This is a genomic window from Kaistia geumhonensis (assembly GCF_030815145.1).
GTDB lineage: Bacteria > Pseudomonadota > Alphaproteobacteria > Rhizobiales > Kaistiaceae > Kaistia > Kaistia geumhonensis.
Window position 1 is genome coordinate 3,117,906 of sequence record NZ_JAUSWJ010000001.1, and the last position, 23,542, is coordinate 3,141,447.

At 67.8% G+C, this 23,542-nt stretch carries 19 protein-coding genes and 1 tRNA gene; 10 read left to right on the forward strand and 10 right to left on the reverse strand.

The window, feature by feature from the left end:
* Window positions 1-16: 16 nt before the first annotated feature.
* Window positions 17-937 carry a GntR family transcriptional regulator gene (locus tag QO015_RS14780; protein ID WP_266278510.1) on the reverse strand — a complete coding sequence of 307 codons (921 nt, stop codon included), beginning with the start codon at window positions 935-937 and terminating at the stop codon, window positions 17-19.
* A gap of 329 nt (window positions 938-1,266) precedes the next feature.
* On the opposite strand from QO015_RS14780, the gene QO015_RS14785 reads away from it, so the two are divergent.
* The 4 genes from QO015_RS14785 (at window position 1,267) to QO015_RS14800 (ending at window position 5,971) form a co-directional block, all read left to right on the forward strand.
* Entirely contained in the window at window positions 1,267-2,259 is a 993-nt protein-coding gene (locus QO015_RS14785; protein ID WP_266278509.1) for an ABC transporter substrate-binding protein, read from the forward strand.
* Window positions 2,260-2,340: 81 nt separating this feature from the next.
* Window positions 2,341-3,867: a sugar ABC transporter ATP-binding protein gene (locus tag QO015_RS14790; protein WP_266278508.1), complete on the forward strand. Its 1,527-nt coding sequence runs from the start codon at window positions 2,341-2,343 to the stop codon at window positions 3,865-3,867.
* Between the two features lie 77 nt (window positions 3,868-3,944).
* Window positions 3,945-4,919, forward strand: coding sequence for an ABC transporter permease (locus tag QO015_RS14795; protein WP_266278507.1), 975 nt, complete (start codon window positions 3,945-3,947; stop codon window positions 4,917-4,919).
* Between the two features lie 32 nt (window positions 4,920-4,951).
* Complete coding sequence (locus QO015_RS14800; protein ID WP_266278506.1) at window positions 4,952-5,971, forward strand: zinc-binding alcohol dehydrogenase family protein; 1,020 nt, start codon at window positions 4,952-4,954, stop codon at window positions 5,969-5,971.
* Here QO015_RS14800 and QO015_RS14805 read toward each other — a convergent pair whose 3' ends face one another.
* Window positions 5,972-7,819 (reverse strand): heavy metal translocating P-type ATPase, encoded by a 1,848-nt coding sequence (locus QO015_RS14805; RefSeq protein ID WP_266278505.1) that lies wholly within the window; start codon window positions 7,817-7,819, stop codon window positions 5,972-5,974.
* A gap of 192 nt (window positions 7,820-8,011) precedes the next feature.
* Window positions 8,012-8,371 carry a response regulator gene (locus tag QO015_RS14810; RefSeq protein ID WP_266278504.1) on the reverse strand — a complete coding sequence of 120 codons (360 nt, stop codon included), beginning with the start codon at window positions 8,369-8,371 and terminating at the stop codon, window positions 8,012-8,014.
* A 381-nt stretch (window positions 8,372-8,752) separates the two neighbouring features.
* On the opposite strand from QO015_RS14810, the gene QO015_RS14815 reads away from it, so the two are divergent.
* Both QO015_RS14815 and QO015_RS14820 read left to right on the forward strand, forming a co-directional pair.
* The gene (locus tag QO015_RS14815) at window positions 8,753-9,685 is read left to right on the forward strand and encodes a sensor histidine kinase (RefSeq protein WP_266278503.1); all 933 of its coding nucleotides are present in this window, start codon (window positions 8,753-8,755) and stop codon (window positions 9,683-9,685) included.
* On the forward strand, window positions 9,685-9,846 hold the full coding sequence (locus QO015_RS14820) for a DUF3309 family protein (protein ID WP_266278502.1): 162 nt from the start codon (window positions 9,685-9,687) through the stop codon (window positions 9,844-9,846). Before QO015_RS14815 ends, QO015_RS14820 begins: the two co-directional genes overlap by 1 nt.
* A 376-nt stretch (window positions 9,847-10,222) precedes the next feature.
* Here the strand turns inward: QO015_RS14820 and QO015_RS14825 are convergent.
* A tRNA-Leu gene (locus QO015_RS14825) sits at window positions 10,223-10,307 on the reverse strand.
* 412 nt (window positions 10,308-10,719) lie between these two features.
* Here QO015_RS14825 and crcB point away from each other — a divergent pair.
* Window positions 10,720-11,124, forward strand: coding sequence for a fluoride efflux transporter CrcB (gene crcB / locus QO015_RS14830; protein WP_266278501.1), 405 nt, complete (start codon window positions 10,720-10,722; stop codon window positions 11,122-11,124).
* 134 nt (window positions 11,125-11,258) lie between these two features.
* On the forward strand, window positions 11,259-12,035 hold the full coding sequence (locus QO015_RS14835) for an SDR family NAD(P)-dependent oxidoreductase (RefSeq protein ID WP_266278500.1): 777 nt from the start codon (window positions 11,259-11,261) through the stop codon (window positions 12,033-12,035).
* A gap of 63 nt (window positions 12,036-12,098) precedes the next feature.
* Here the strand turns inward: QO015_RS14835 and QO015_RS14840 are convergent, their stop codons facing one another.
* On the reverse strand, window positions 12,099-17,243 hold the full coding sequence (locus tag QO015_RS14840) for a trifunctional serine/threonine-protein kinase/ATP-binding protein/sensor histidine kinase (RefSeq protein WP_266278499.1): 5,145 nt from the start codon (window positions 17,241-17,243) through the stop codon (window positions 12,099-12,101).
* Window positions 17,244-17,441: 198 nt separating this feature from the next.
* On the opposite strand from QO015_RS14840, the gene QO015_RS14845 reads away from it, so the two are divergent.
* Window positions 17,442-18,332 (forward strand): helix-turn-helix domain-containing protein, encoded by an 891-nt coding sequence (locus QO015_RS14845; protein ID WP_266278498.1) that lies wholly within the window; start codon window positions 17,442-17,444, stop codon window positions 18,330-18,332.
* 97 nt (window positions 18,333-18,429) lie between these two features.
* On the opposite strand, the gene QO015_RS14850 is transcribed toward QO015_RS14845, so the two are convergent.
* The 5 genes from QO015_RS14850 to QO015_RS14870 form a co-directional block, all read right to left on the reverse strand.
* Window positions 18,430-19,272 carry an alpha/beta fold hydrolase gene (locus tag QO015_RS14850; RefSeq protein ID WP_266278497.1) on the reverse strand — a complete coding sequence of 281 codons (843 nt, stop codon included), beginning with the start codon at window positions 19,270-19,272 and terminating at the stop codon, window positions 18,430-18,432.
* Between the two features lie 462 nt (window positions 19,273-19,734).
* On the reverse strand, window positions 19,735-20,112 hold the full coding sequence (locus tag QO015_RS14855) for a response regulator transcription factor (protein WP_266278496.1): 378 nt from the start codon (window positions 20,110-20,112) through the stop codon (window positions 19,735-19,737).
* A gap of 82 nt (window positions 20,113-20,194) precedes the next feature.
* Entirely contained in the window at window positions 20,195-20,845 is a 651-nt protein-coding gene (locus QO015_RS14860; protein ID WP_370877421.1) for a response regulator transcription factor, read from the reverse strand.
* Window positions 20,842-22,635, reverse strand: a complete 1,794-nt coding sequence (locus QO015_RS14865) for a PAS domain-containing sensor histidine kinase (protein ID WP_266278495.1) — start codon at window positions 22,633-22,635, stop codon at window positions 20,842-20,844. Before QO015_RS14865 ends, QO015_RS14860 begins: the two co-directional genes overlap by 4 nt.
* Window positions 22,636-22,716: 81 nt before the next feature.
* Complete coding sequence (locus QO015_RS14870; protein WP_266278494.1) at window positions 22,717-22,944, reverse strand: hypothetical protein; 228 nt, start codon at window positions 22,942-22,944, stop codon at window positions 22,717-22,719.
* Here QO015_RS14870 and QO015_RS14875 point away from each other — a divergent pair.
* On the forward strand, window positions 22,943-23,467 hold the full coding sequence (locus tag QO015_RS14875) for a Dps family protein (RefSeq protein ID WP_266278493.1): 525 nt from the start codon (window positions 22,943-22,945) through the stop codon (window positions 23,465-23,467). The two genes, QO015_RS14870 and QO015_RS14875, sit on opposite strands and share 2 nt — an antisense overlap.
* Window positions 23,468-23,542: the final 75 nt, after the last annotated feature.

Consider the following 23,542-nt stretch of genomic DNA (forward strand, 5'->3'; position numbering starts at 1 on the left):
CCGACGCGGCTGACTGTCAGCCCGCCGCGCCTAGCGCCTCGTTGCGCGCGTCCTGGCGGGCGCGGGTCGCGCTCAGGAGCGTCTCGCGCGCGGTGGCGAGATGCTTGCGGCAATAGAATTCGGCATCGAGCTCCGCGCCCGATCTGAGGCCGGCGATGTAGTCGAGATGCTCGCGCACCGCCGTCGCGTTGCGCTCCATCTCGTCGATCTTGCTCCACTGGTAGTGGTAGTGGAAGATCAGCGAGATGACGTCGTAGAAATCGATGATGAAGCGATTGCTCGATGCGCTGTGGATCAGGCGGTGGAAGCGGTCGTCGAGGTCGGGAAACTCCCCGAGCCGGGCGCGCGGCGCCTCCAGGAAGGCTTGATGCTCGGCCTCGATCGCATCGAGCGCCGCCCAGGCCGGATGGTCGCGCGGCAGGCGCACGAAGGCCCGCACCGAGCGCAGTTCGAACATCTCGCGCACTTCGAACAGCTCCAGCGAGAATGCCTCGGTGAAGCCGTTCAGCACCCAGTGCCGGTTGCGCTGCTTTTCGATGAGGCCGAACCGCGAAAAGCGGATCATGAACTCGCGCACCGCCGAAGTGCTGACACCGAGCTCGCGGGCGAAATCGCTCTCGTTGAACTGGCTGCCGGGGCGGATATCGGACGAGAGGACCCGGCTCATGAAAGCGCGCTCGACCCTGAGCGACACGGCGTCGGTCTGGTCCTCGGGGAAATAATCCTCCGGGCGCGGCGCGCGGAGCACCTCCTTCAGGCGGCGGTTCCAGGCGATGAGTCCCGCCTCGACCTGCGCGTCGAGAATGGCCCGCACCGTGGTACGGCTGATGCCGAGCCGGCGTGCCAGCTCCGCCTCTGATGGCAGCACGCTTCCCTCGACGAGGAGAGCGAGGCTCTGGTTGTACGCCTCCTTGAAGACGGTGTCGCTCTTGCTCATGCGCTGCGCGGGATTGTCCGGTCTGAGGTGCGCCCCTCTGTTAGCATAGTCGATCGCGGAGGCATACGGTCTCTTATCGATAAGTCAGCCGATCTATGCTGCTTTGCGGCGGTATACAAGCCGCTCATGTTGCGATGCGAGATGGAATAAGTCATTTCGTTTGCGCGCTGGAAGTCGTTGCCACGCCTGTGTTTGCGGACGGAAGGGGGGTTGCGGACCCCGCAAAAAAGGGGCATCAGTCCTATAACGATAAAAGACGTAGCAGAGCGGGGCGCGTCCTGAACTACGTCTCGGGTGGAGATCGCGCCCAAGGGAAGGAAGAACCGAAGATGTCGTTCGCTAGGAAACCCGTCACCCGCCGCGGCTTCGGCCTGATGGCCGGTACGGCCGTCATCGCCGCAGGCCTCGTCCAGGCCGCCCCGGCCGCCGCCGAGGAAGTGACGATCCCGATCATCGTCAAGGACACGACCTCGTTCTACTGGCAGATCGTGCTCGCCGGCGCCCGCGCCGCCGGCAAGGATCTCGGCGTCAACGTGCCGGAGCTCGGCGCGCAGTCCGAGGCCGACATCAACGGCCAGATCACGATCCTCGAGAACGCCGTCGCCGGCAAGCCGGCCGCCGTCGTGATCGCCCCGACCGAGTTCAAGGCGCTCGGCAAGCCGATCGACGAAGCCGCGAAGTCCGTGCCGATCATCGGCATCGACTCGGCCGCCGACTCGAAGGCCTTCACCTCGTTCCTGACCACCGACAATGTCGAGGGTGGCCGCGTGGCCGCGCGCGGCCTTGCCGAGGCGGTCAAGGCGAAGACCGGCAAGGCAGCCGGCGACGTCGCGCTCATCACCGCCCTGCCGGGCGTCGGCTCGCTCGATCAGCGTGCCAAGGGCTTCAAGGAAGAGCTGGCGAAGTATCCCGAGCTGAAGCTCGTCGCCGACAAGGTCGCCGATGGCCAGGCCACGACCGGCCTCAACATCACGACCGACCTTCTGACGGCCAATCCCAACCTCGTCGGCGTCTTCGCGTCGAACCTGATCATGGCGCAGGGCGCCGGCCAGGCGATCGCCGAGAACAAGGTGGCCGACAAGGTCGCGCTGATCGGCTTCGACAACGACGACAAGCTCGTCGGCTTCCTGAAGGACGGCACCATCGCGGCGCTCGTCGTGCAGGACCCCTACCGCATGGGCTATGACGGCGTGAAGACCGCGCTCGCCGCCTCCAAGAAGGAGAAGGTGGAGGCCTTCGTCGATACGGGTGCCAACCTGATCACCAAGGCCAACATGGACGAGGCGAAGAACTCGGCCCTGCTGAATCCCAAGGTGAAGTAAGGCCGACGGCGCGCCGCGCTTGGGGGAGGGCGGCGCGCCGACACTGTTGACAGCCCTGGCAGGCCCGGACGGAACGAGGACATGAGCGCAACCCATCTTGCGACGCCGGAGGCGGCGCCCCTTGCGAGCGGCGACATCATCCTCGAGCTCCGCGATCTCGAGAAACGCTACGGGCCGGTACTGGCGCTGAAGCCGGCGAGTCTCGCCTTCCGCCGCGGCGAGATCCACGCCATCGTCGGCGAGAACGGCGCCGGCAAGTCGACGCTGATCAAGCTCCTGACGGGTGTCATTCCGCGCACTGCCGGCGATATCCGCTGGAACGGCAAGTCGGTCTCGCTGGCGACGCCGCAGGAGGCGATCGACCACGGCATCAACGCCGTCCATCAGGAAGTCATGCTCTGCCGCCATCTGTCGGTGGCCGCGAACATCTTCCTCGGCGACGAGACGGTGAAGTTCGGCCTGCTGCAGAAGCGCGACATGGTCCGCGCCGCCCAGGCCATCCTCGACGACATGGGCTTCCAGCTGCCGGCCGCCGCGCAGCTCGATTCGCTCACCATCGGCCAGCAGCAGCTGGTCGCGACCGCGCGCGCCGCCAAGCGCGGCACCAAGTTCCTCATCTTCGACGAGCCGACCGCCTATCTGACCCGCCAGGAGGCGGCGCAGCTCTTCACGCTCATCCGCCGCCTGAAGGCCGAGGGCGTGACGATCGTCTACATCTCCCACCGCATGGAGGAGATCTTCGAGCTCGCCGACCGCGTCTCGGTGCTGCGCGACGGGCAGATGGTCGGCACGCGCGACATCGCCGCCACCGACGACAACGAGCTCGTCGCGCTGATGATCAACCGGACGATCGAGCAGATCTACCACAAGGAGCAGATCCCCTTCGGCGAGACGCTGATCGAAGCGCGCCATCTCTCCGGCAAGGGTTTCAGCGACGTGTCGCTCTCGATCCGCCGCGGCGAGATCGTCGGCCTCTACGGCCTCATCGGCGCCGGGCGCAGCGAGTTCGCGCTGTCGCTGTTCGGGCGCAATCCGAAGACGTCGGGCGAGATCCTGTGGAAGGGGAAGCCGGTCGCCATCAACAACGAGCGTCAGGCGATCGGCCTCGGCATCGCGCTGGCGCCGGAGAGCCGTCGCGACCAGGGCCTCAACCTCAACCTCCCGATCGGCCTCAACCTCAACCTGCCGATCTACGAAAGGCTGACCAAGGGTTTCGTCATTTCCGCCGGCGAGGAAGCGCGGCGCGCCGACAAGCAGATCCGCGATCTCTCGATCAAGACGCCGAGCCGGCGCTCGCTGGCCTCGTCCATGTCGGGCGGCAACCAGCAGAAGATCGTGATCGGCAAATGGCTCAACCACGGCGCCGACCTGTTCATCTTCGACGAACCCACGGTCGGCGTCGATGTCGGCACCAAGGCCGAGATCTACCGGCTGTTCGCGGCGCTGCTCAAGGAGGGCGCCGGCATCCTGCTGATCTCGAGCTATCTGCCGGAGGTCTACGAACTGGCCGATACGCTCCACGTCTTCCGCAGCGGTCGGCTCGTCGGCAGCAATCCATTCCATGGCGCGAGCCATGAGGAAGTCCTTGCCGAGGCGATCGGCGTCTAGCGAATTTCGCGCCCCAGGGCGCGCCTGCGGCCAGCGGCGCGACGGCGGCTTCAGGTGAAGGGGAGGAAGGTCTCGACATGTCAACGGTGGATGCCGCTTCGGCGAAGGCCTCCCAGGCGCGGCGCAATTACAGCTTCCTGTTCGCGCTGACCCTGCTCGGCCTGCTCGTGCTGCTCTGGGCGGTGCTCGCGATCGCGACGCCGAACTTCATGAGCGACAAGAATATCTCGAACCTGCTGCGGCAGGGCTCGATGATCGCCATCCTCGCCGTCGGGCAGACCTTCGTCATCATCACGGCCGGCATCGATCTTTCGGTCGGCGCCGTGGTCGGCTTCACGACCGTCATCATCGCGCTGCTCATCAATGCCGGCGTCCCGGTGTGGCTCTCGATCCTGATCACGCTCCTGGTCGGGCTCGGGATCGGCCTCTTCCACGGCTTCGGCATCACCAAGATGGGCCTGCCGCCCTTCATCATCACGCTGGCGACGCTCACCTCGCTGCGCGGCATCGGCCTCCTGATCACCAACGGCTCGACGATCTCGATCGACAACGACGATTTCACCGCCTTCGCAACCAAGGATTTCCTCGGCATTCCGAGCCTGTTCTGGATGGTGATCCTCGTCGCGGTGCCGGCCTATATCTTCCTCAACCACACCCGCTGGGGCCGCTATCTTTTCGCGGTCGGCTCCAATCCGGAATCGGCGCGCCTGTCCGGCGTCCGCGTCAATGGCGTGATCTATCTCGCCTATGCGCTGTCGTCGGTGTTCGCCGCCTTTGTCGGCGTGCTGCTGGCCACCCGCATCGGCATCGGCAACGCGACGCAGGCCGAGGGCTGGGAGCTGCAGGCGATCGCCTCGACCGTCATCGGCGGATCGAGCCTCTTCGGCGCCGTCGGCTCGGTGCATGGACCGCTCATCGGCGCCTTCATCCTCGCCACCATCAACAACGGCGCCAACCTCCTGAACGTCAACTCGTTCTGGCAGCGCATCATCACCGGCGGCCTGATCATCGTCATCGTCTATTTCGACCAGCTGCGCCGCCGCGGTCGCTGACGACCCGGCCGGCCGGTCACGGAGCATTCCTCATGAAGGCACTTCTGTGCGTCGAGCCCGGCCGCCTCGAACTCGTCGACCGCCCGGCGCCGCCCGCGCCGGGACCTGGAGAAGCCGCCGTCGATATCCGCCATGTCGGCATCTGCGGCACCGACTATCACATCTATGAGGGCAAGCACCCGTTCCTCGCCTATCCGCGGGTGATGGGCCACGAGCTCTCCGGCGTCGTTGCCGAGACGGGCGAAGGCGTCGCCATCGCGCCCGGAACGCCGGTAGTCATCAACCCCTATCTCTCCTGTGGCCACTGCGTCGCCTGCCGGGCCGGCAAGCCCAATTGCTGCACCTCGATCACGGTGCTCGGCGTGCATGGCGATGGCGGCATGACGGAGCGCGTCGTGCTTCCGGCCGGCAATCTCTATCCGGCCGAGGGTCTCTCGCTGCGCGACGCGGCCACCGTCGAGTTCCTCGCCATCGGCGCGCATGCGGTCCGCCGCTCGCGGGCCGAGCCGGGCACGCGGGCGCTCGTCGTCGGCATCGGGCCGATCGGCCTCGGTGCCGCGATCTTCGCGCGCATCGCCGGCCTCGAGGTGACGCTGCTCGACGCCAGCGCCGAGCGGCTCGCCTTCGCCCGCGACCGCCTCGGTTTCTCGGCCGGCTTCGCCACGGGGGCCGATGCCGAGGCGCAGCTGATGGCGCATACCGGCGGCGAGGGCTTCGAGACGGTGTTCGACGCCACGGGCAATGTGAAGGCGATCGAGGCCGGCTTCACGCTGGTCGCGCATGGCGGCAGCTATGTGCTGATCTCGGTGGTGAAAGACCGCATCGCCTTCGCCGATCCGGAATTCCACAAGCGCGAGATGACGCTGATCGGCAGCCGCAACGCCCTCAAGGCGGATTTCGAGCATGTCATGGCCTCGATCCGCGCCGGGAGAGTGCCGCTCGACGCGCTGGTGACGCACACGACGACGCTCGCGGGCGCCGTTGAGGATCTGCCGCGCTGGGCTCACACCAAGGACGGCCTCATCAAGGCGATCATCACGGTCGGCGGCTGATCATCTGAGCGCGCGGAGCGCGTTGAGGATCACCGCGACATCGATCGCTTCCTGCAGCAGCGCGCCGGCGACCGGGGGCAGCAGGCCGAAGGCGGCGGCGATCATCGCCGCGATCGACAGCGCCAGCCCTGCGAGAACGCTCTCCAGCGCGATCCGCCGCGTCCGGGCGGCGATGGACAGCGCCAGCGCGAGACGGTCGATCCGGTCGACCAGCAGCACGATATCGGCGCTCTGCGAGGAGGCGGCTGCGCCGCGCGCCCCCATGGCGACGCCGACGCTGGCGCCGGCCAGCGCCGGGGCATCGTTGACCCCGTCACCCACCATCACGGTCGGCGCGGCCTGTTCCTCCTCATGGACGAGTTTCAGCTTGTCCGAGGGCGACATGCCGCCCCGCGCCGCGTCGAGCCCGAGGGCATGACCGACGGCCGACGCGATCTCGGCCGCGTCGCCCGAAGCGAGCACGACGCGCCGGATGCCGGCGGCGCGAAGGCTGCGGATCATGTCCGGCGCCTCGGGCCGGAGGCCGTCGGCAAGCAGGATCAGTCCGGCCAGTGTTCCGTCGATCGCCACCGCCACCACGGCCGAACCGGGCGGGATGGCGCCGTCCAGTCCGGCCGAGCCCTCTTCGCTCAGCGCGTGGACATAGGCGCGGCCGCCGACGACCACGTCATGCCCGTCGACCGTGCCGGAAAGGCCGGCTCCGGCCATCTCGGTCGCGGGTCCCGGCGCGCTCAGGGAGAGGCCGCGGGCATGAGCCTCGGCGACGAGCGCCTCGGCGATGACATGGTTCGAGGCCTGGTCGAGCGACGCGGCGAGGCGAAGCAACTCGTTCGGGTCGATGCCCTCGCGCGTGCGGATCGAGGCGACGCGCGCGAGGCCGAGCGTCAGCGTGCCGGTCTTGTCGAGAATGACGGTGCGCACGCGCCCGAGCGCTTCCAGCGCCCCGCCATGCTTGATGAGGATGCCCGAGCGGGCGGCGCGCGACATGCCCGAGACGATCGCGACGGGCAGCGCGAGAATGAGCGGGCAGGGCGTCGCCACGACGAGCACGGCGAGGGCGCGGATCGGGTCTGCCGAGGCCCACCAGGCGGCGCCGGCGATGGCGAGCGTCAGCAGGAGAAACCAGATCGCGAAGCGGTCGGCGATGCGGATCGCCGGCGCGCGGCTCGAGGCGGCCTGCTCGACGAGGCGCACGATATTGGCATAGGTGCTCTCGGCCGCGGGTCGCGCCGAGACGATCTCGACCGCCTCGCCGGCATTGGCGACCCCGGACAGCACCTCGTCGCCGGCCGACTTCGTCACCGGCAGGCTTTCGCCGGTCAGCGCGGACTGGTCGAAGCTGCCTCCCGGTGCCGCGAGTGTTCCGTCGACCGGAACCACCTCGCCCTTGCGGATCAGCAGCCGGTCACCCGGGGCGATCGATCCGACATCGACCTCGTGCAGTCCGTCGCGGTCGATGCGCATAGCTGTCCGCGCGACGCGGCCGAGGAGGGCCGTCATCTCGCGGCGAGCCCGGTTCTCGGCATAGCTTTCCAGCAGCTGGCCGCCGGCATACATCAGCGCGACGACATTGCCGGCGAGCGGCTCGCCGAAGCCGAGCGCCGCCGACATCGACAGCGCCGCCACGATGTCGAGGCCGACATCGCCGCGCCTGAGGCTGGTGACGATCTCGACGAGCAGCGCCGCCAGCACGGGCAGGGTCGCGACTGCGAAGACGATGCCCGACCAGGTCTGTCCGAATGCGAGGCCGGCAAGACCGGTCGCAAGGCCGGCCAGCGCTGTCACGACCAGCGCCAGGCGCACCTTCGATGCCGGCAGCCCGCCTGCGGACAGTCCGGTTGCTGCCATGGCTCTCTCCTAGGATGGAGACTTTCTCCGAGAATGGAGGTGCATCCTAGCGCTTGGCGCCGATACGCGGTGTGCGAAGGATCAAGTCTCCTCGCGCCGACGCTGCCGGCGTGAGGTCTGCGGCGTCCCCTCTTCGATCATACCCTTCAGGTGACGGCGACACCCGAGGGCCTTGTCCGTCGCTGTGTCCTGTCAGCCTGAGATCAGTTCGATGATGGCATCGGTGATCGACCGCCCGACATAGGGCTTGGAGAAAAACCGTGCCCCCTCCGGGAGATGGCTCTGGTCGAGGATCGCCTTGCCCGAGGCGACGATGAGTTTGACGGGAGGCCAGCGTTCTCGGATGTATCGCGACAGCTTGAGCCCATCCATGGTGCCGGGCATGTCTATGTCCGTGAACACCAGGCGAATATCCGTCCGCGTTTCGAGCAGGTGGATCGCTTCGTCGGCGTTGTTGGCTTCGATGGCCCGCAATCCGGCGGATTCGACCAGATCGACGGCGCCCATGCGGATGATCGCTTCGTCGTCCACGACGAGGACGACGCCGTCCATTGTGGTCATTGATTTCTCGTTCTGATGAAACCGGGTCGAAAGTGACCTGGCCATCAGCCGACGACTGATGGCCGACTGGAACCGCCCTCTTGCATACAACATCGGCCGTTGTGCCCGGTTGCCTGACGACCGGCTGAATCTCGGCGCCGAGCATCTCGGTCGGGGCGTCGAACCGCGATGCGCCCCTTCACCTTTGCCGGAAGTGCCCGGTTCAAGGCGGGATGACCAATTCCGCGACGATCTGCCGGGCCCCGCCGCTCGCTCGTCTTCAGATTTGGCGTACAAATGCTCCCCGAAAACTGCGATCGCGGGTGAATCCTTGTTATATATAGGTAATTTCTTCTTTTTGACAGCGAAGTCGAGGCGCGATCCGGAGCTTTGATGATCTGGATGCCTCCACCGAAAGAATTGACCGCTGCTGACCATAAATTGACTCACGTCAATGATGATTTGTCTGTCATGAAGCGATTGCTGCGACATGGGCTATGGCGGATCGAAAGCCGAGGTGATGCCATGCGCACGACTGCCTGCGGAGACTGCACGCGGCTGGACGAGGCCGATCACCGGATCGCCAACCACCTGGCGATGCTGGCCAGCTATGTCCGCCTGAAGGGAAACGAGTTGGCGAAGCGACCGGCGCAGCCCGATCTGGAGTCGGTCCGGCTCCTCCTGGAGGGGATCTGCGTGCAGATTCAGGCCGTCTCCAACCTTCATCGCGAACTCGCCGCCAGTCGACAGGAATCGACGGCGGAACTCGGCCAACACCTGCACGAACTTTGCGTCTCGTTCGGTTCGGCCTTGTTCGGCGGGGTGGAGATCATCGAAGACATCGAGCCCGGCATCCACGTGTCCGCAGAGCAGATCCTGCCGCTGACGCAGATCTTCGCCGAAGTGGTCACCAACGCGATCAAGCACGGACAGTCCGCTTCCGCTCCCAGTGCCGGCCAGATTCGCGTCCGATGCCGCCGGGAGGCTGGCGATTCCGTGCTGCTCGAAATCTCCGACAGCGGGCCGGGGCTTCCCGAGGGGTTCGATCCAAAAGGCAGTGCCGGCCTCGGCTTTCGTCTTGTCAGGGCGCTTGGCGAACAGGTCGGCGGCGTCGTGGCGTTCGAAAGCGGAACCGCCGGGCTCCGGTTCCGGCTGGTCCTCCAGCCTGCCGCACCGCCGGACCGTCGAGAGACGACCGAAAGTCAGAACGCCACAGCGCGCGCTGCGGTCGCGCAATCCGGCAATGAGCAAGAGACTGACCTGTCCGCTTATCCCGCGGACGTTCGTTCTTTCGATTCCAGAGCATCGCCAGAGGAGGGATTGTAATGTCTTTGATCCTGATCGTCCTGATTCTTGTTCTCGTCTTTGGAGGCGGAGGAGGATATTATGGCTATAGCCGCTATGGCGGTCGCGGCCTGGGGGGTGTCCTCGGCATCCTGCTGATCGTCCTGATCCTGGTCTGGCTGTTCGGAGGCGGCCGCATCTGAGCTGGTGCTGCACGGCCAAGGCCCGGGCCGCTCCCGAGGTCGCCGACGACGATCACGCCCCGGGCGATGCTTGAAGCCTGTTGCCGGGAGAACGGCGCCGGCACCCCGAACGCCGGGATCGTGTTGATCGGGCGGTCATAGACGAAGAAGTCGCCGATTCGCTGCCGGAGGCGAGGCCGGCCACAATTCCGGGTTTCACGTCGTCTTCCGGACGCGGCCGCTGCGCCTTCGAGCGAGAAACCGGATCCGGGACCCCTGACGGGACACCGAGGTCCAGCGGCGGCACGGCCTTACCCGGACCTGCATGTCCGGAGCAAAAGCTCATGCGATTGCTCTCGGGGAGCGCGTTCGTCCTGGGATGAACAGCCGGGGGCGGTGGTGCGGGTGGTCGGAATCGAACCGACACTCCTCTCGGAACCGGATTTTGAGTCCGGCGCGTCTACCAGTTCCACCACACCCGCATTGCGCCGCCAATACCAGACGCCACTCTCTGCACCTATACTGCGCCCGAAGCAGAATCAAGCGCGGTCGTGAGAACTCTTGCTTGTCCAAGCCACTGACATCGCGGCCAATTCAACAGGCGAAAGAATTCTCGGATCGTCCCGTGGACCCCATGGAGAGACTGCCGCGCCGTCCAATTTCGTCGCGCCTGCGGGCACCCGGGCTACGGCTCGCGGAGCCTGTCCGGACCGGACCGCCGCTCCGATACCGCAGGCCTGCCCTGCCAGGATATCCAGACGATCCCGGCGTCCCGGCATACGAAGGTTCACTCGGCCGAACCTACAGGAGCATATCCGCGCGGGTTCGCGCATGGGACTCTGCCGGCCTCGGCTGCGCCATGGATGCCGCGCAGCCCAACCCGGAGGTCGGGCCATGCTGGTCACTGTCTATGTCGCGGTCGGGGGCGCGCTCGGATCGGCGCTGCGCTACAGCCTCAACGCGTGGCTGACGCCCCTCATCGGCGACGCCCTGCCCTGGGGAACGATCCTCATCAACATCGCCGGTTCCTTCGTCATCGGGCTGTTCACGGCGCTCTTCGCAGGCGCCGGGGCATCGACGCCGATCGAGATGCGCCAGTTCGTGCTGGTCGGCCTCTGCGGCGGCTTCACCACCTTCTCCTCATTCAGCCTCCAGACCCTCACTCTGCTCGATGCCGGCGAGCCCGGTCGCGCGGTACTCAACATCGCCCTGTCGATGACGCTCTGCCTGATCGCCGTCGCGCTCGGCACCATCGTGCCGGGCGCCGTCGCCGCCCTGTCGCGGAGCGTCGGCGCGTGAGTGTCGCGCGGGGCGGATGCCCATATTCCGGCCGGTGTCCTGTAGTTTCCGCTCGAGGACCTGAGCGCGCCAGCCCATCCTCTGCCACCATGTCCGACGCAAGCCTTCAGACCCTTGTCGCTTAGGAGTTCGTCATGAAGATCGACCTGTCCGGAAAGACCGCGCTCGTCACCGGCTCGACCGCGGGCATCGGCTTCGCCATCGCGCGCGGTCTCCAGGAAGCGGGCGCCGCGGTCGTCATCAACGGCCGCAGCACCGCCAGCGTCGAGGCGGCGCTCGGCCGGCTCGGCGGCCCGGCGCGCGGCCGGGCGATCGATCTGGGAACCGCGGAGGGCGTCGACGCGCTGGCCGCTCTCGAGCCCCGCTTCGACATCGTCGTCAACAATCTCGGCATCTTCGAGCCGGTCGATTTCTTCGCCGCCGACGATGCGGTCTGGGACCGTCACTGGCAGGTCAACGTCATGTCCGGCATGCGTCTCGCACGGATCTATCTCCCCGGCATGGCGGAACGCGGCTGGGGACGGATGCTGTTCCTCTCCTCCGAATCCGCCTTCAACATACCGGTCGAGATGATCCACTACGGCGTCAGCAAGACGGCGGACGTCGCGCTTGCCCGCGGGCTCGCCAAGCGGATGGCCGGCACCGGCGTCACCGTGAATTCCATCCTGCCCGGCCCGACCCTTTCCGAAGGCGTCGCCGAAATGCTCAAGGCCGAGATGGCGGGCGGCAAGACGCTGGAGGAGGCCGGCGCCGATTTCGTCAGGACGCACCGGCCGACCTCGCTGCTCCGCCGGCCGGCGAGCGTCGAGGAAGTGGCGAACATGGCCGTCTATCTCGCCTCGCCGCTTGCGTCCGCAACGACCGGGGCGGCGCTGCGCGTCGATGGCGGAACGATCGACTTCATCAGCTGAAGCGGATGGGACCAGAAGCATCGAAACGCGCGTCCGGGCGGGCCGAGCCGACCGGACGCCTTGCTAGTCCCGCGCGATCGGGATGCGGACGACGAAGGTGCTGCCCGTGCCTTCCACCGAGCGGGCTTCCAGCGAGCCGCCATGCAGCTCGACGATCGAGCGGCAGATGGCGAGGCCGACGCCCATTCCGGACGCCTTTGTCGTGAAGAACGGTCGGAAGATCCGCGCCATCGTCTCCTCCGACATGCCGCAGCCGGCATCCTCGATCGTCACCTCGATCGCATCGTCGGTGGCCCTGGACCCGATGCGCAGCCGCCTCTCGGACTGGTCGCGGCCGGCCATGGCCTGGATGGCGTTGGTGATGATGTTGAAGAACACCTGCTGCAGCTGCGTCTCGTTCGCCATGATCGGACGCCGATCGCCGCCGAGCTCGAGGCGGAGTTCGGTCCCGCTCGCAGCGATGTCGGCGGCGGCGATCTTCAGCACCTCGTGAAGCACGTCGTCGATGACGACGAGGCCGAGCCGCGCCGGCTCCTGCTTCACCAGCGATCGCAGCGCGGCGATGATGTCGGCGGCGCGTCGTCCGGCCTCGCGGATGCTGCCGAGGCTGTTCGCCACCTCGCCGAGATCCGGCTCCTTGCGGTTCAGCCAGCGCAGGCCGGCATCCGCCTGCGCCACGAGGCTCGCCAGCGGCTGGTTGATCTCATGGGCGATCGACGTCGCGAGGCTGCCCATCGCCGTCATCTGGTTGGCGCGCGCCAGATCGCTGCGCGCCTCGCGCAGTTCGAACTCTGCCTGCGCGCGGCGCAGGTTCTCGTCCATCAGGTCGCCATAGAGCCGCGCGGCATCCAGCGAGATCGCCGCCTGCGGCGCGAGAACCTCCAGCATCGCCATGCGGCGCGGCGTGAAGACATCGGCGCTCAGCGCGTTTTCGAGATAGAGCACGCCGATGAGCTCGCCCCGCTTGACGAGCGGGATGCAGGCGAGCGAGCGGATGGCGCGTCCGCCCATCGAGAGGCCGCGCTGCGACGCCTCGACCGCCGCATCGGCGAGCGTCACCGGCCGCGCAGTCCTCAGAACGGTCTTCAGCACCGAGGCGGGCATCAGCTCTTCCGGCCTCGCCTTGGGCTGGAGCTCGATCTCGACCTCCTTGACGCGAACACGGGCCACCGCCTCGATGACCGCCTCGCCCTGCCGCAGCAGCACCAGCAGCCCGAATTGCGCACCCGCATGGACGACCATGCTCTTCATCAGCGAGCGGACGACCTGTTCGAGGCCGATCTCCTCGGCGAGCGCCTGCGAGGCGGCCGTCATGACGGAGAGGTCGAGTTCGTTCTGCAGCCGCTCCGGCGCCAGATGGACCGGATCGCGTCCGGCGGACGAGCCGATGTCGCCGCCGAGCGCCGCCGCCTTGGCATGGGCGCCCCATAGCCGGTAGTGGCGCATCGCCGCCGCGAGGCAGCCCTCCGCCGGCGCGCCGAGCTCGGCCGCGCGATAGAAGCCGGCCGCGAGTTCCTGTGCGAGCGCCTCGTCCTGGACGAACTTCGCCTGCGCCGCCGCCTTCGCGGCGCGGCCATAGAGTGCGATGGCCTCGCTCGCGCGGCCGGCGAGGCGGGCGGCCTCGGCCTCCAGCATCAGGTGCTTGGCCGAGAAGGTCTCCGGATTGAGGCGTGACCAGGCGGCGAACCGCTCGCGGGCCTCTGCCATCCGGCGGCCCTCGCCGGTATCCGGCGGCGTCAGGCGCGCCTCGGCGAGCGCCAGGAAGAAACAGTTGTTGGCGGTGTCGATATGGGCCGGCGCGGCCCATGCCATGGACTCGGCCCGTTCGAGGTCGGCCATGGCCGCTTCCAGGCTGCCGACGAAGAAGGATTGCAGGCCGGCATAGTGCTTCACCCAGAACTGGGTCGCGACCGAGGTCGTCTCCAGCTCCGGATCGGAGACGGTGGAGGCGATGTCGCCGGAACTCAGCGCGTCCACCAGATTGATCTGGGCGGTGAGGATCAGCTCGATGTCCCGGTAGCCGACTTCGCGGGTCATCGCGATGCTGTCGACGAGCTCCGTCCGGATGCGGTCGAGTGGATCGCCGACGACCAGCATGTCGGAGGCGATGTGGTTGCGGGCATAGCACGCCATGCCGAGGTCGCCCGCCGCCTGTCCGACCCGCGCGCCTTCGCGGGCATGGCCGAGCGCGGTCCGCATCGGCAGCGTCCAGGCGGCGACCTGGTCGAGGGCGATGAAGGCCGCGGTGCGCTGGGCTTCGTAGCCGTCGCGCTTGGCGAGCCTGGAGGCGGCCATGGAATAGGTCGCGCCGCTCTCATAGGCCCCGAAATAATGCGCGCCGAGGACGCCGAACCAGGCGAGGCCATAGGACGCTTCCGGGGTCGAGCCATGAGCCAGCGTCAGCTCGAGCATCTTGAGCACATGCAGGAAGCGCAACTCGCCCTCGACGAAGAAGGACGAGATGAGGGTCGAGAGCAGCGCGAGCGCCGATCGTGCGCGCGGGTCCGTCGCCTCGGGCAGCGCGATCAGCGCATCGATGCCGACGGCGTCGAGCTTTTCGAGGCAGGCGCGATAGTTCCTTTCCAGAGCGGCCGGACCGACCCGCGTCTCGAGGTCGATATCGAGCGCGCGCAGTCCATCGAGCGCGGCCTCGATGGCGAGCGGATAGGAGCTCTTGATCGTCCAGGCGATCGCCCGGAGGCGGCAGGTATCGGCGAAGGCGACGGCGTCGCCGGCGAGCCCCGACACCTCTGCGAGGGCCTCGAGCGCCTCGTCGACCCGGCCGAGCGCCAGCAGGCAGTCGCATTGCAACCACTCGGTCTCGAAGGCGAGGGGGGAGCGATCGCCGGGACCGGCGGCGGGCAGGATGCGGCGGATGAGTTCGACGAAATGCAGCGCCCGCCGCGCCTCGCCGGCCGACCGGCAGGTCCGCGCGGCGCGAAGCAGGATCGCGGCGAACGCGGGGCGTTCCTCTGCCGAAAGATCGCCGAGGTCGCAGCGCTCGATCTGCGAGGCGATCTCGAAGGCCCGGTCGGGATCGGGATTCAGATGGCCGGCGGCGAGGAGCCGGGCGTTGCCGAGATGCTCGCGTGCGCGGTGGGCCGGCGACATCGCCGCATAGGCCGCTTCCAGGACGCGGTCATGCGCGATGACGAACTCGCTGCCGGAGCGGCGGATCAGGCCGGCGGCGACGAGCGCCTGGGCGGCGCGGACGGTCTCCTCGACGCTGGCGCCGGACAGCGCCGCGGCGAACGCCGCCGTGGCCCGGCCGCCGAGGCTGGCGCAGCGTTGCAGGAAGCTCCGCTGCAAGGGCGGCAGGGCGTTGATGCGCTCGAGCATCAGGCCGGCGATCTCGTGCGGTTCCCGTCGCCGATGCTCGTTCCAGATCCACTCCTGCCGGTCGGCATCGAAATGCAGGACCTGCTGGTCGAGCGAGCGCTGCAGCAGCTGGCCGATATGGAACGGGTTGCCGCCCGTCTCGCGGTGGACCACGAAGGCGATCGGCCGGACCTCCTCGGGGCGACTCTTCAGCACGAACGCGACCAGCGCGTTGGTGTCGCGCTCCGTCAGCGGGCCGAGCTTCAGTTCGATGGCGAAGGCGGCCGAGTTCCGGGCGACCGAGAGGATGTCCCGGACCGCCTTGCGTCCCTCCGCCTCGGAGCGGTAGCTCGCGACGAGAAAGACATGGCGGGGTGGCTCCTCGCAGAGCTGGCGCAGGACGTTGAGGCTGCCCTGGTCGAACCATTGCAGGTCGTCGAGAAAGAGCACCAGCGGCGCATCCGCCGTCGCCAGCGCCGCGAGGCTCTCGGCGATGACGCGGGCGGACCGGGCCTGCGCCAGATGGGCGGGGACGTCGGCGATGGTCTGGCTCGATGGCGGAAGGATGGTCGCCTCGGGCACGAGGTCCGCAAGCACGCGCGCGCCGCCGACGACCCCGGCGAGCCGCGATCGCGCCGCTTCGAGCGCGCTCTCGTCGCCGGCCATGAGCTGTGCCAGCGCCGTGCGCAGCAGCTCCGCCATGGGCGCGAAAGGCGTGCCCTGGCGAAGCTCCACGCCCTTGCCGGAGGCGCAGATGGCGTCTCCGCGCCGCGCATCGTTGAGGAAGGTCTCGACGAGGACCGACTTGCCGGCGCCGGGCTCGCCGCTGACGAGGACGATCCGGCGCTGCGAAGACGCGAGAAAGGCGGCATAGAACTCGCCCATCGCCGCCAGCGGCTGGCTGCGGCCGACGAGATGCGCCGCATGCCGCGCCGGCTCGGCGAACTCGCCGCGCGCGAGCTCGAAGGTCTCCGCCTCTCCCGTCGCCGCGACCGACCGCGCGACGCGGGTCAGGTCGGCCTCGAGCGCCCGCGCGGTCTGGTAGCGGGCTCTCGGGTCCTTGGCGAGGAGGCGGTGCAGGATGGCATCGACGATCTCGGGGACATCAGGCCGCGCCAGCCGCGCCGAAGGCGCCTCCACGGCGACATGGGCGTGCAGCCAGCCGGGGAGGTCATCGGCCGAAAGCGGCGTCGAGCCGGTCAGGAGTTCGTGCAGCAGGACGCCGAGGGCGTAGAGATCGCTCCGCGCGTCGGCGGGGGAGGCGTCCGGGCGGATGAGTTCCGGAGCGGCATAGGGGAGGTCCGCGTCGGCAACGCGCCGATCCTCCGATGCGCCGAACTCGGCCGCGGCCATCCACGCGAAGCCGATGAAGCGGGATTGTCCATCTGGACCAATGAGGATGCGGTCCGGCGAAAGTCGTCCATGGATGACGCTGGCGGCATGCAGCCGCGCGAGAGCGCCCGCTACGGCGGCGGCGCGGTCGAGGAAGGCTGCGATCGCCATCGGTCGGCCGGCGAACTCGGCGAGGCTCCGTCCGGTACGGGCGGGATAGACGAGGGCGAGGCGGTCCTCTTCGCCGATGAAGAGCGGCGGCTCTGCGAGCGTGTCGCCGAGCGTCAGGGCGAGCCCGGCCTCGAATTGCAGGCGGCTCGCCGCCGGCGTGTTCCAGTCGGCGAGGCGGATGCGCCAGTCGCGTCCTTCGGCGTCCCTCGCCAGACAGTCGTCGATCCCCGTCTCGGTCGACCGCTCGCTGATGGCAAGCGACGACAACCAGTCGGCGTCCTTCGATCCGAGGCGGCTCGCGAGCTGGTTGCTCAGGAGATAGGGCGATTGCGGTGCGGCGACGACGTGCTCGCGGGAGACATCGCTCACATGACTGCTGGAGTGCATGGTCGCCTCTTGTTGCGCTTTGCCGGCCGGGGACGGGGGACTGCCGACGCTGAAGACGCAGTCTTGCCCCAGGCGGGTGGATTCGTCTTTGCCAGAAACGCTGTTGTTTTTGCCGGAATTGATGCATTGATCGGCGGGGCATGACGCTGCCCAATCGGCGGGCATGCGAAAAGATCGCCCACGGACAAGGATCCCGAGATGGCGGGCCTGCACGAATTCGGCCGCAGGAAGTTCCCGAGAGGCGAGGTCGTGCTGTCTTCGGCGCGACGAAACTGGACCGGCATGGCCGCCGAGATCCGCAATCATCCGGCCGGCGAGATTCCGCCGCCGGTTCCCCAGCAGATGGAGATCACGCTCGCCCTCACCGGGTCCAGGGTCGGGACCGTCGAGCGGCGCGGCGGCGGCGAGTTCCAGGCGACGATCGCCCGGCCCGGCACACTCTGGCTCTGCCCGATCGGGCTGGTCGAGGATTCGATCCGCATCACGGACGATCTCAGCCATATCCTGCACATCTATATCGGCCGCGACGTTTTCGAGGATATCTCGCAATCGACCTCGCGCCCGGTCTCGCCGGAGAGCGTCGCCTACAGGGCCGATCTCGACGATGCCTTCCTGCGGCAGATGGCCTACCGGATCGGTGCCGAGCTGGAGGAGGAGACATCCGTCGGCCGCTTCCTGGTCGATGGCCTCGCGCGCGCCATGGCGGCGCATCTGGTCGCCAATCATATCGGCGAATTGCCGAAGGACAGCGCCGCGTCATCGATCGAGCATGCGAAGCTCCGCCGCGTCATCGACTACATCAACGACAATCTCGGGGAAGACATTTCGGTCGCCGAGCTCTCGGACATCGCCTGTCTCAGCCATCATCACTTCGCGCGTGCCTTCCGGTCGGCCATCGGCGTGCCGCCGCATCGCTTCATCAGTTCGCTGCGGCTGCAACGCGCGCAGGATCTTCTGGCCAATACCAGGGCGAGCCTCGCCGAGGTCGCATTTGCCTGCCGGTTCTCGTCGCAGTCGACCTTCACCCGCGCCTTCCGCAAGCATGTCGGCGTTTCGCCGGGTGAATACAGGCGCAAGGCCGGCACCTAGGCCGATCCATCCACCGGCCGGGGAATGAATCTGCCAGGTACCGGACCTTGCGGTTCGGGCAGGCCATATGGGCGGCCCGCCGTCGCGTCGTCCCGCGTCAGGCCTTCACGAAGGCCAGCAGGTCGGGGTTGATGACGTCGGCATGGGTGGTCAGCATGCCGTGCGGGAAGCCCGGATAGATCTTCAGCGTGCTGTCCTTGATCAGCTTCGCCTGCAGCAGGGCCGCATCCTTGTAGGGAACGACCTGGTCGTCGTCGCCCTGCAGGACGAGGGTCGGCACGGTGATCGCCTTGAGGTCGTCCGTCTGGTCCGTCTCGGAGAAGGCCTTGATGCCTTCGTACTGGGCGATGGCGCCGCCCATCATGCCCTGCCGCCACCAGTTGTCGATGACGCCCTGCGAGACCTTGGCGCCCGGCCGGTTGAAGCCATAGAACGGGCCCGAGGCGACATCGAGATAGAACTGGGCGCGGTTGGCGGCCAGCGCCGAGCGGAAGCCGTCGAAGACGGCGATCGGCGTGCCTTCGGGATTGCTGGCGGTCTTCACCATCAGCGGCGGAATGGCGGAGACGAGCACGGCCTTGGCGACCCGCCCCTGCGGCTGCCCGAAGCGGGCGACATAGCGCGCCACCTCGCCGCCGCCGGTCGAATGGCCGATATGGACGGCGTTGCGGAGGTCGAGATGCTCGACGACGGCCGAGGCGTCGGCGGCGTATTGCTCGATCGTGTTGCCGCTGTCGACCTGCGAGGAGCGGCCATGACCGCGGCGGTCATGGGCGACCACGCGGTAGCCCTTCGACAGGAAGAACAGCATCTGCGCGTCCCAGTCGTCGGCCGAGAGCGGCCAGCCGTGATGGAAGTGGATCGGCTGGGCGTCCTTCGGACCCCAGTCCTTGTAGAAGATCTCGGTGCCGTCCTTCGTCTTCACAAAGCCGCTGCTCATTCTCGTCTCTCCGTCCTTGGGTGCCGCGCCGGAACTGGCGCCTGGATTGCCTGCAACGGCGCTTGCCGGGAGGATCGTCGTTGCCGCGAGGCCCGCGGCAATGCCGAACACGCCCCGGCGCGTCATCGGGAGATGCCCCGTCCGGATCGCGGCAGGCCCCTCCGAACGGTGTGTCGTGTCGGGTGCCCGTCCGGGGACGATCGGGAACATGCCCATGGCCGTGATCTCCTGCGTGCCGTTGCCTACGAGACAGAGGCTAGAGGTCGGCACCCGCGGGATGAATCGTACGGGCGGATCGGCGGCGCATACGTTGGTATGCCGCGGGTGCGGTTCCGTATCGCCCATGAGCGGCAGGCGTGCGCGGCCTGGCGCCGTGCGGCCGGCGGAGGTGGAGAAGGCTGCGCAAATGGCGGGCGCGGCCGATCCGGCCGTCCCGTCGGGACGTGATCGCGAAGGGGGAGATCAGTGCGGCGCGCTGCCCAGCGCGCGCTCGACATGAGCGGCGATCTCGTTGCCGTCGAACGGCTTGGAGAGGATCGCGACGGCGCCGCGCTCGATCACGCGGGCCTCGACGGCCTTTTCGGGAAAGGCGGTGATGAAGATCATCGGCACGGTGTCGCCGTCGGCCACGAGCTGGTCCTGAAGGTCCGGTCCCGACATCTGCGGCATCTGCACGTCGCTGATGATGCAATCGGGCTCGTGGCGCTCCGGCGCATGCAGGAAGGCCATGGCCGAGGGAAAGAGCATGACCTCGTAGCCGAAGGACCGGAGCAGGCTCTGCAGGGCGAGCCGCACGGACGCATCATCGTCGATGACGGCTATCACACTGGATGCATTCACAATATTCGTCCCAAGCCGTCGCCGCCATCCTGAAGATAGCGTGTCGCAGCGTCCGCGTGCAGATATACGGACGTTTGCCTGCTCATCCGCGCCCCGACATGCCGAGATCGCTCGCCGCGCGGACGAGATCCGCAAGGGTCCGCGTCTCCATCTTCTTCATCATCCTGCCGCGGTGGATCTTCACCGTGATCTCGCTCAAGTCGAGTTCGCCGGCGATCTGCTTGTTCATCAGGCCGGCGACCACCAGCGCCATCACCTCCTTCTCGCGGGCGGTGAGGCTCTCGAATCGGCGGCGCAGGTCGAGGAGCTGGCGGTCGTTGCCGCGCCGCTGCCGGTCGCGCTCGATGGCGGCGGTGACCGCGTCGAGCAGATCCTGATCGCGGAACGGCTTGGTGAGGAAGTCGACGGCGCCGGCCTTCATCGCCCGAACGGACATCGGGATGTCGCCGTGGCCGGTCATGAAGATGACGGGGATATGATTGCCCGAGCGCGCGAGCAGGGCCTGGAAGTCGAGGCCGCTGACCTCCGGCATGCGGATGTCGAGAACGATGCAGCTCGGCGCATTGGCGAAGGGCTGGGCGAGAAGCTGCGGCGCCGAGGCGAAGGTCGCGACCTCCATGCCCACGGAGCGCAGGAGGCTGCTCAGGGCGTCGCGGAGCGAGGGGTCGTCATCCACGACATAGACGATGGGTTCCTGCGTCGCTGCGCGCCGCCCGTCCGACATCGTGTTCATCCGTTGCTCCTTTCGTCATGATCGAGCGGCAGCATTATCCGGAAGAGGGCGCCACGGCTTTCGATCTGGACCGGCGAAATCGTGCCGCCATGCGCCTCGACGATGGTGCGGCAGATGGAGAGGCCCATGCCCATGCCGGTCGGCTTGGTCGTGACGAAGGCCTCGAACAGGCGGCCGGAGACTTCGGGAGAGATGCCCTTTCCGCTGTCGGCGACCTCGACGATCGCGCTCCTGCCGTCGCTTCGGGACGCGATGCGGATCCAGCCGTCCGCATCCTCGATGGACTGGATGGCGTTGACGATCAGATTGATGAGCACCTGCTGGATCTGCACCCGGTTGCCGTGCAGCGGCGGCAGATCGGCCGCGAGGTCGGTCTCGATCCGCACGCCGTGGATCGTCAGTTCGCTGCGCAGGAGATGCACGGTCGCTTCGATCGTGTCGTTCATGTCGAAGTCGTGATGCTCGACAGTCGCGCCGCGGCCGGTCAGCCGGCGGATATGGGTCACCACCTCGCTCGCGCGCCGGCCGTCGGCGATCATCCGGTTCACGGCCTGGTCGACCTCGACGAGATTGGGCGGCTCGCGCCGCATCCAGCGCAGCGCCGCCTCGCCATTCGCCACCACGCCGGCCAGCGGCTGGTTCACCTCATGCGCGATCGACGCCGTGAGTTCGCCGAGGGTGGCGAGCCGCGAGACGCGTGCGAGTTCCTGCTGCGCCCTGTGAAGGGCGAGCTCGGCGTCGCGCTCCGCGGTTTCGTCCCGCACCGCGCCGGTGCGCATCACCCTGCCCGAGCGGCTCACCGACTGTTCGGTGACCATATGGAGGTGGCGCACGGACTGGTCCGGCATCGTCAGGCGGAAGAGAAGATCGAACACCTCGGGCGATTCATGGGAGGCTGCGATCCGCGCGATGGTCTCCGCGCGGTCGTCGGGATGGAGGCGCGCCTCGAACATCGCGCGGGTCGGCGGCGCATCCGCCGGATAGCCGAAAATGCGGGCGGTCTCGGCGGACCAGCTGAAATCGCCGCCGGCGATGTCGCAGCTGACGCTGCCCGTCTGGCTGAGGCGCTGCGCCGTGCGCAACTCGGCTTCGCGCCGGCGGAGCGAGTCATGCGCCAGGCGCAGCTCCGTAATGTCCGTGTTCGTCTCGAGCAGCGCCGCAGCCTCGCCCTCCGCCCGGCTGATCGACCACCGTGCCAGGACCACCACCTTGGCGCCGTCGCGACGCCGGCGCATGAGCTCGCCCTCCCAGCGGCCGGTGGCGCTCACCTGCTCGACGAGGCTCGAGCGCGGCGTGGCGAATTCGGTCGCGAGCAGTTCGTCGGCGTCCCGGCCGACGGCCTCGTCGGCTGGCCAGCCATAGAGATCCGCGGCGCCGTCGCTCCAGTAGGTGACGAGATTGTCGCGGCCGCGGACGAAGATGGCCTCATGCGAGAGATCGAGCAGCGCCGCCTGCTTCGCCAGCGACTGTGAATCCTTCTTGCCGCGGATGAGCAGAAGCGTGGCCGCCATGATGGCGAGGAGCGCGATCGCGCAGCGCATGATCGCATCGCCCGGCCAATCGTCGGAATGGGCGATGAGAAAGCTCGTCAGTGTCAGGACGACGCATAGGAGTGCGACGGCGATCAGCCGTCGGATGCCCAGCGAGGGCGCGACGAGCAGCAGCGCGAGCACATAGAGAACCGCGATCGCGCCGCCGATCGTCGTCAGCGTGTCGATGGCGAACACCACCGCGACGAGAAGGAAACCGAGCAGAGGTGTGATCCGGCGTGCGTGCAGCAGGGATGCCATCGTTCGGTCGCCGAGCCCTCCTGGAGAGGCACGGCCGGCCCGATGCCCCTCACGCCATTGGTGCCGCAGACCTGGCGTGGGTCAATGGCTTCCCTTTCGCTTAGTGGATTCGCGCTGCCGCATAAAGATGAGCCGGCGGCGTTCTGCGGCGTCGCTTTTCCATTCGCACGACGCGAAGGCGGCGACGCCGGCCGATCCCGTCCCATAGGGCGGATCGGAAAGACCATCGCCGGGCCCGCCGGCGACGAAGGGGACAGCGAGACGGCCCTTGCCGCCGCGTTCCCCTTCAACAGCCGAGGCAGCCATCATGACCACTTCCCGCATCGCCACGGGCGCCGTCCCCGCTCTCAGCACGCCGTCCGACTTCTCGTCGAACGCCAAGGACGAGATCGCGGCGTCGCTGACCCGCCTGCTGGCGGACGTCTTCGCGCTCTACATCAAGACGAAGAACTTCCACTGGCATGTCTCGGGCCCGCATTTCCGTGACTATCACCTGATGCTGGACGAGCAGGGCGAGCAGATCTTCGCCATCACCGACGACATCGCCGAGCGCGTCCGCAAGATCGGCGGCACGACACTGCGCTCGATCGGCGAGATCGCGCGCCTGCAGCGGATCGCCGACAACGATCTCGATTTCGTGGCGCCGGCCGACATGCTGGCCGAGCTTCGCGACGACAACATCCAGCTCGCCGCCAGCATGCGCGAGGCGCACAAGATCGCCGAGGAGTTCGGCGACGTCGCGACCACCAGCATGCTCGAAGTGTGGATCGACGAGGCCGAGCGCCGCACCTGGTTCCTGTTCGAGACGGCCCGCGAGCCCGGCCGGCGCTGAGCGCAAGCGCCGAGAACATTGCGGGGGTCATACCTTGGTATGATCCCCGTCATGCCAAGTCATGCAGGCGCAGGA

Coding starts and splice junctions, on each gene's coding strand:
- QO015_RS14780 (WP_266278510.1), bottom strand. CDS start 937: ATGAGCAAGAGCGACACCGTCTTCAAGGAGGCGTACAACCAGAGCCTC.
- QO015_RS14785 (WP_266278509.1), top strand. CDS start 1,267: ATGTCGTTCGCTAGGAAACCCGTCACCCGCCGCGGCTTCGGCCTGATG.
- QO015_RS14790 (WP_266278508.1), top strand. CDS start 2,341: ATGAGCGCAACCCATCTTGCGACGCCGGAGGCGGCGCCCCTTGCGAGC.
- QO015_RS14795 (WP_266278507.1), top strand. CDS start 3,945: ATGTCAACGGTGGATGCCGCTTCGGCGAAGGCCTCCCAGGCGCGGCGC.
- QO015_RS14800 (WP_266278506.1), top strand. CDS start 4,952: ATGAAGGCACTTCTGTGCGTCGAGCCCGGCCGCCTCGAACTCGTCGAC.
- QO015_RS14805 (WP_266278505.1), bottom strand. CDS start 7,819: ATGGCAGCAACCGGACTGTCCGCAGGCGGGCTGCCGGCATCGAAGGTG.
- QO015_RS14810 (WP_266278504.1), bottom strand. CDS start 8,371: ATGGACGGCGTCGTCCTCGTCGTGGACGACGAAGCGATCATCCGCATG.
- QO015_RS14815 (WP_266278503.1), top strand. CDS start 8,753: ATGATCTGGATGCCTCCACCGAAAGAATTGACCGCTGCTGACCATAAA.
- QO015_RS14820 (WP_266278502.1), top strand. CDS start 9,685: ATGTCTTTGATCCTGATCGTCCTGATTCTTGTTCTCGTCTTTGGAGGC.
- crcB (WP_266278501.1), top strand. CDS start 10,720: ATGCTGGTCACTGTCTATGTCGCGGTCGGGGGCGCGCTCGGATCGGCG.
- QO015_RS14835 (WP_266278500.1), top strand. CDS start 11,259: ATGAAGATCGACCTGTCCGGAAAGACCGCGCTCGTCACCGGCTCGACC.
- QO015_RS14840 (WP_266278499.1), bottom strand. CDS start 17,243: ATGCACTCCAGCAGTCATGTGAGCGATGTCTCCCGCGAGCACGTCGTC.
- QO015_RS14845 (WP_266278498.1), top strand. CDS start 17,442: ATGGCGGGCCTGCACGAATTCGGCCGCAGGAAGTTCCCGAGAGGCGAG.
- QO015_RS14850 (WP_266278497.1), bottom strand. CDS start 19,272: ATGAGCAGCGGCTTTGTGAAGACGAAGGACGGCACCGAGATCTTCTAC.
- QO015_RS14860 (WP_370877421.1), bottom strand. CDS start 20,845: ATGAACACGATGTCGGACGGGCGGCGCGCAGCGACGCAGGAACCCATC.
- QO015_RS14865 (WP_266278495.1), bottom strand. CDS start 22,635: ATGGCATCCCTGCTGCACGCACGCCGGATCACACCTCTGCTCGGTTTC.
- QO015_RS14875 (WP_266278493.1), top strand. CDS start 22,943: ATGACCACTTCCCGCATCGCCACGGGCGCCGTCCCCGCTCTCAGCACG.
- QO015_RS14870 (WP_266278494.1), bottom strand. CDS start 22,944: ATGATGGCTGCCTCGGCTGTTGAAGGGGAACGCGGCGGCAAGGGCCGT.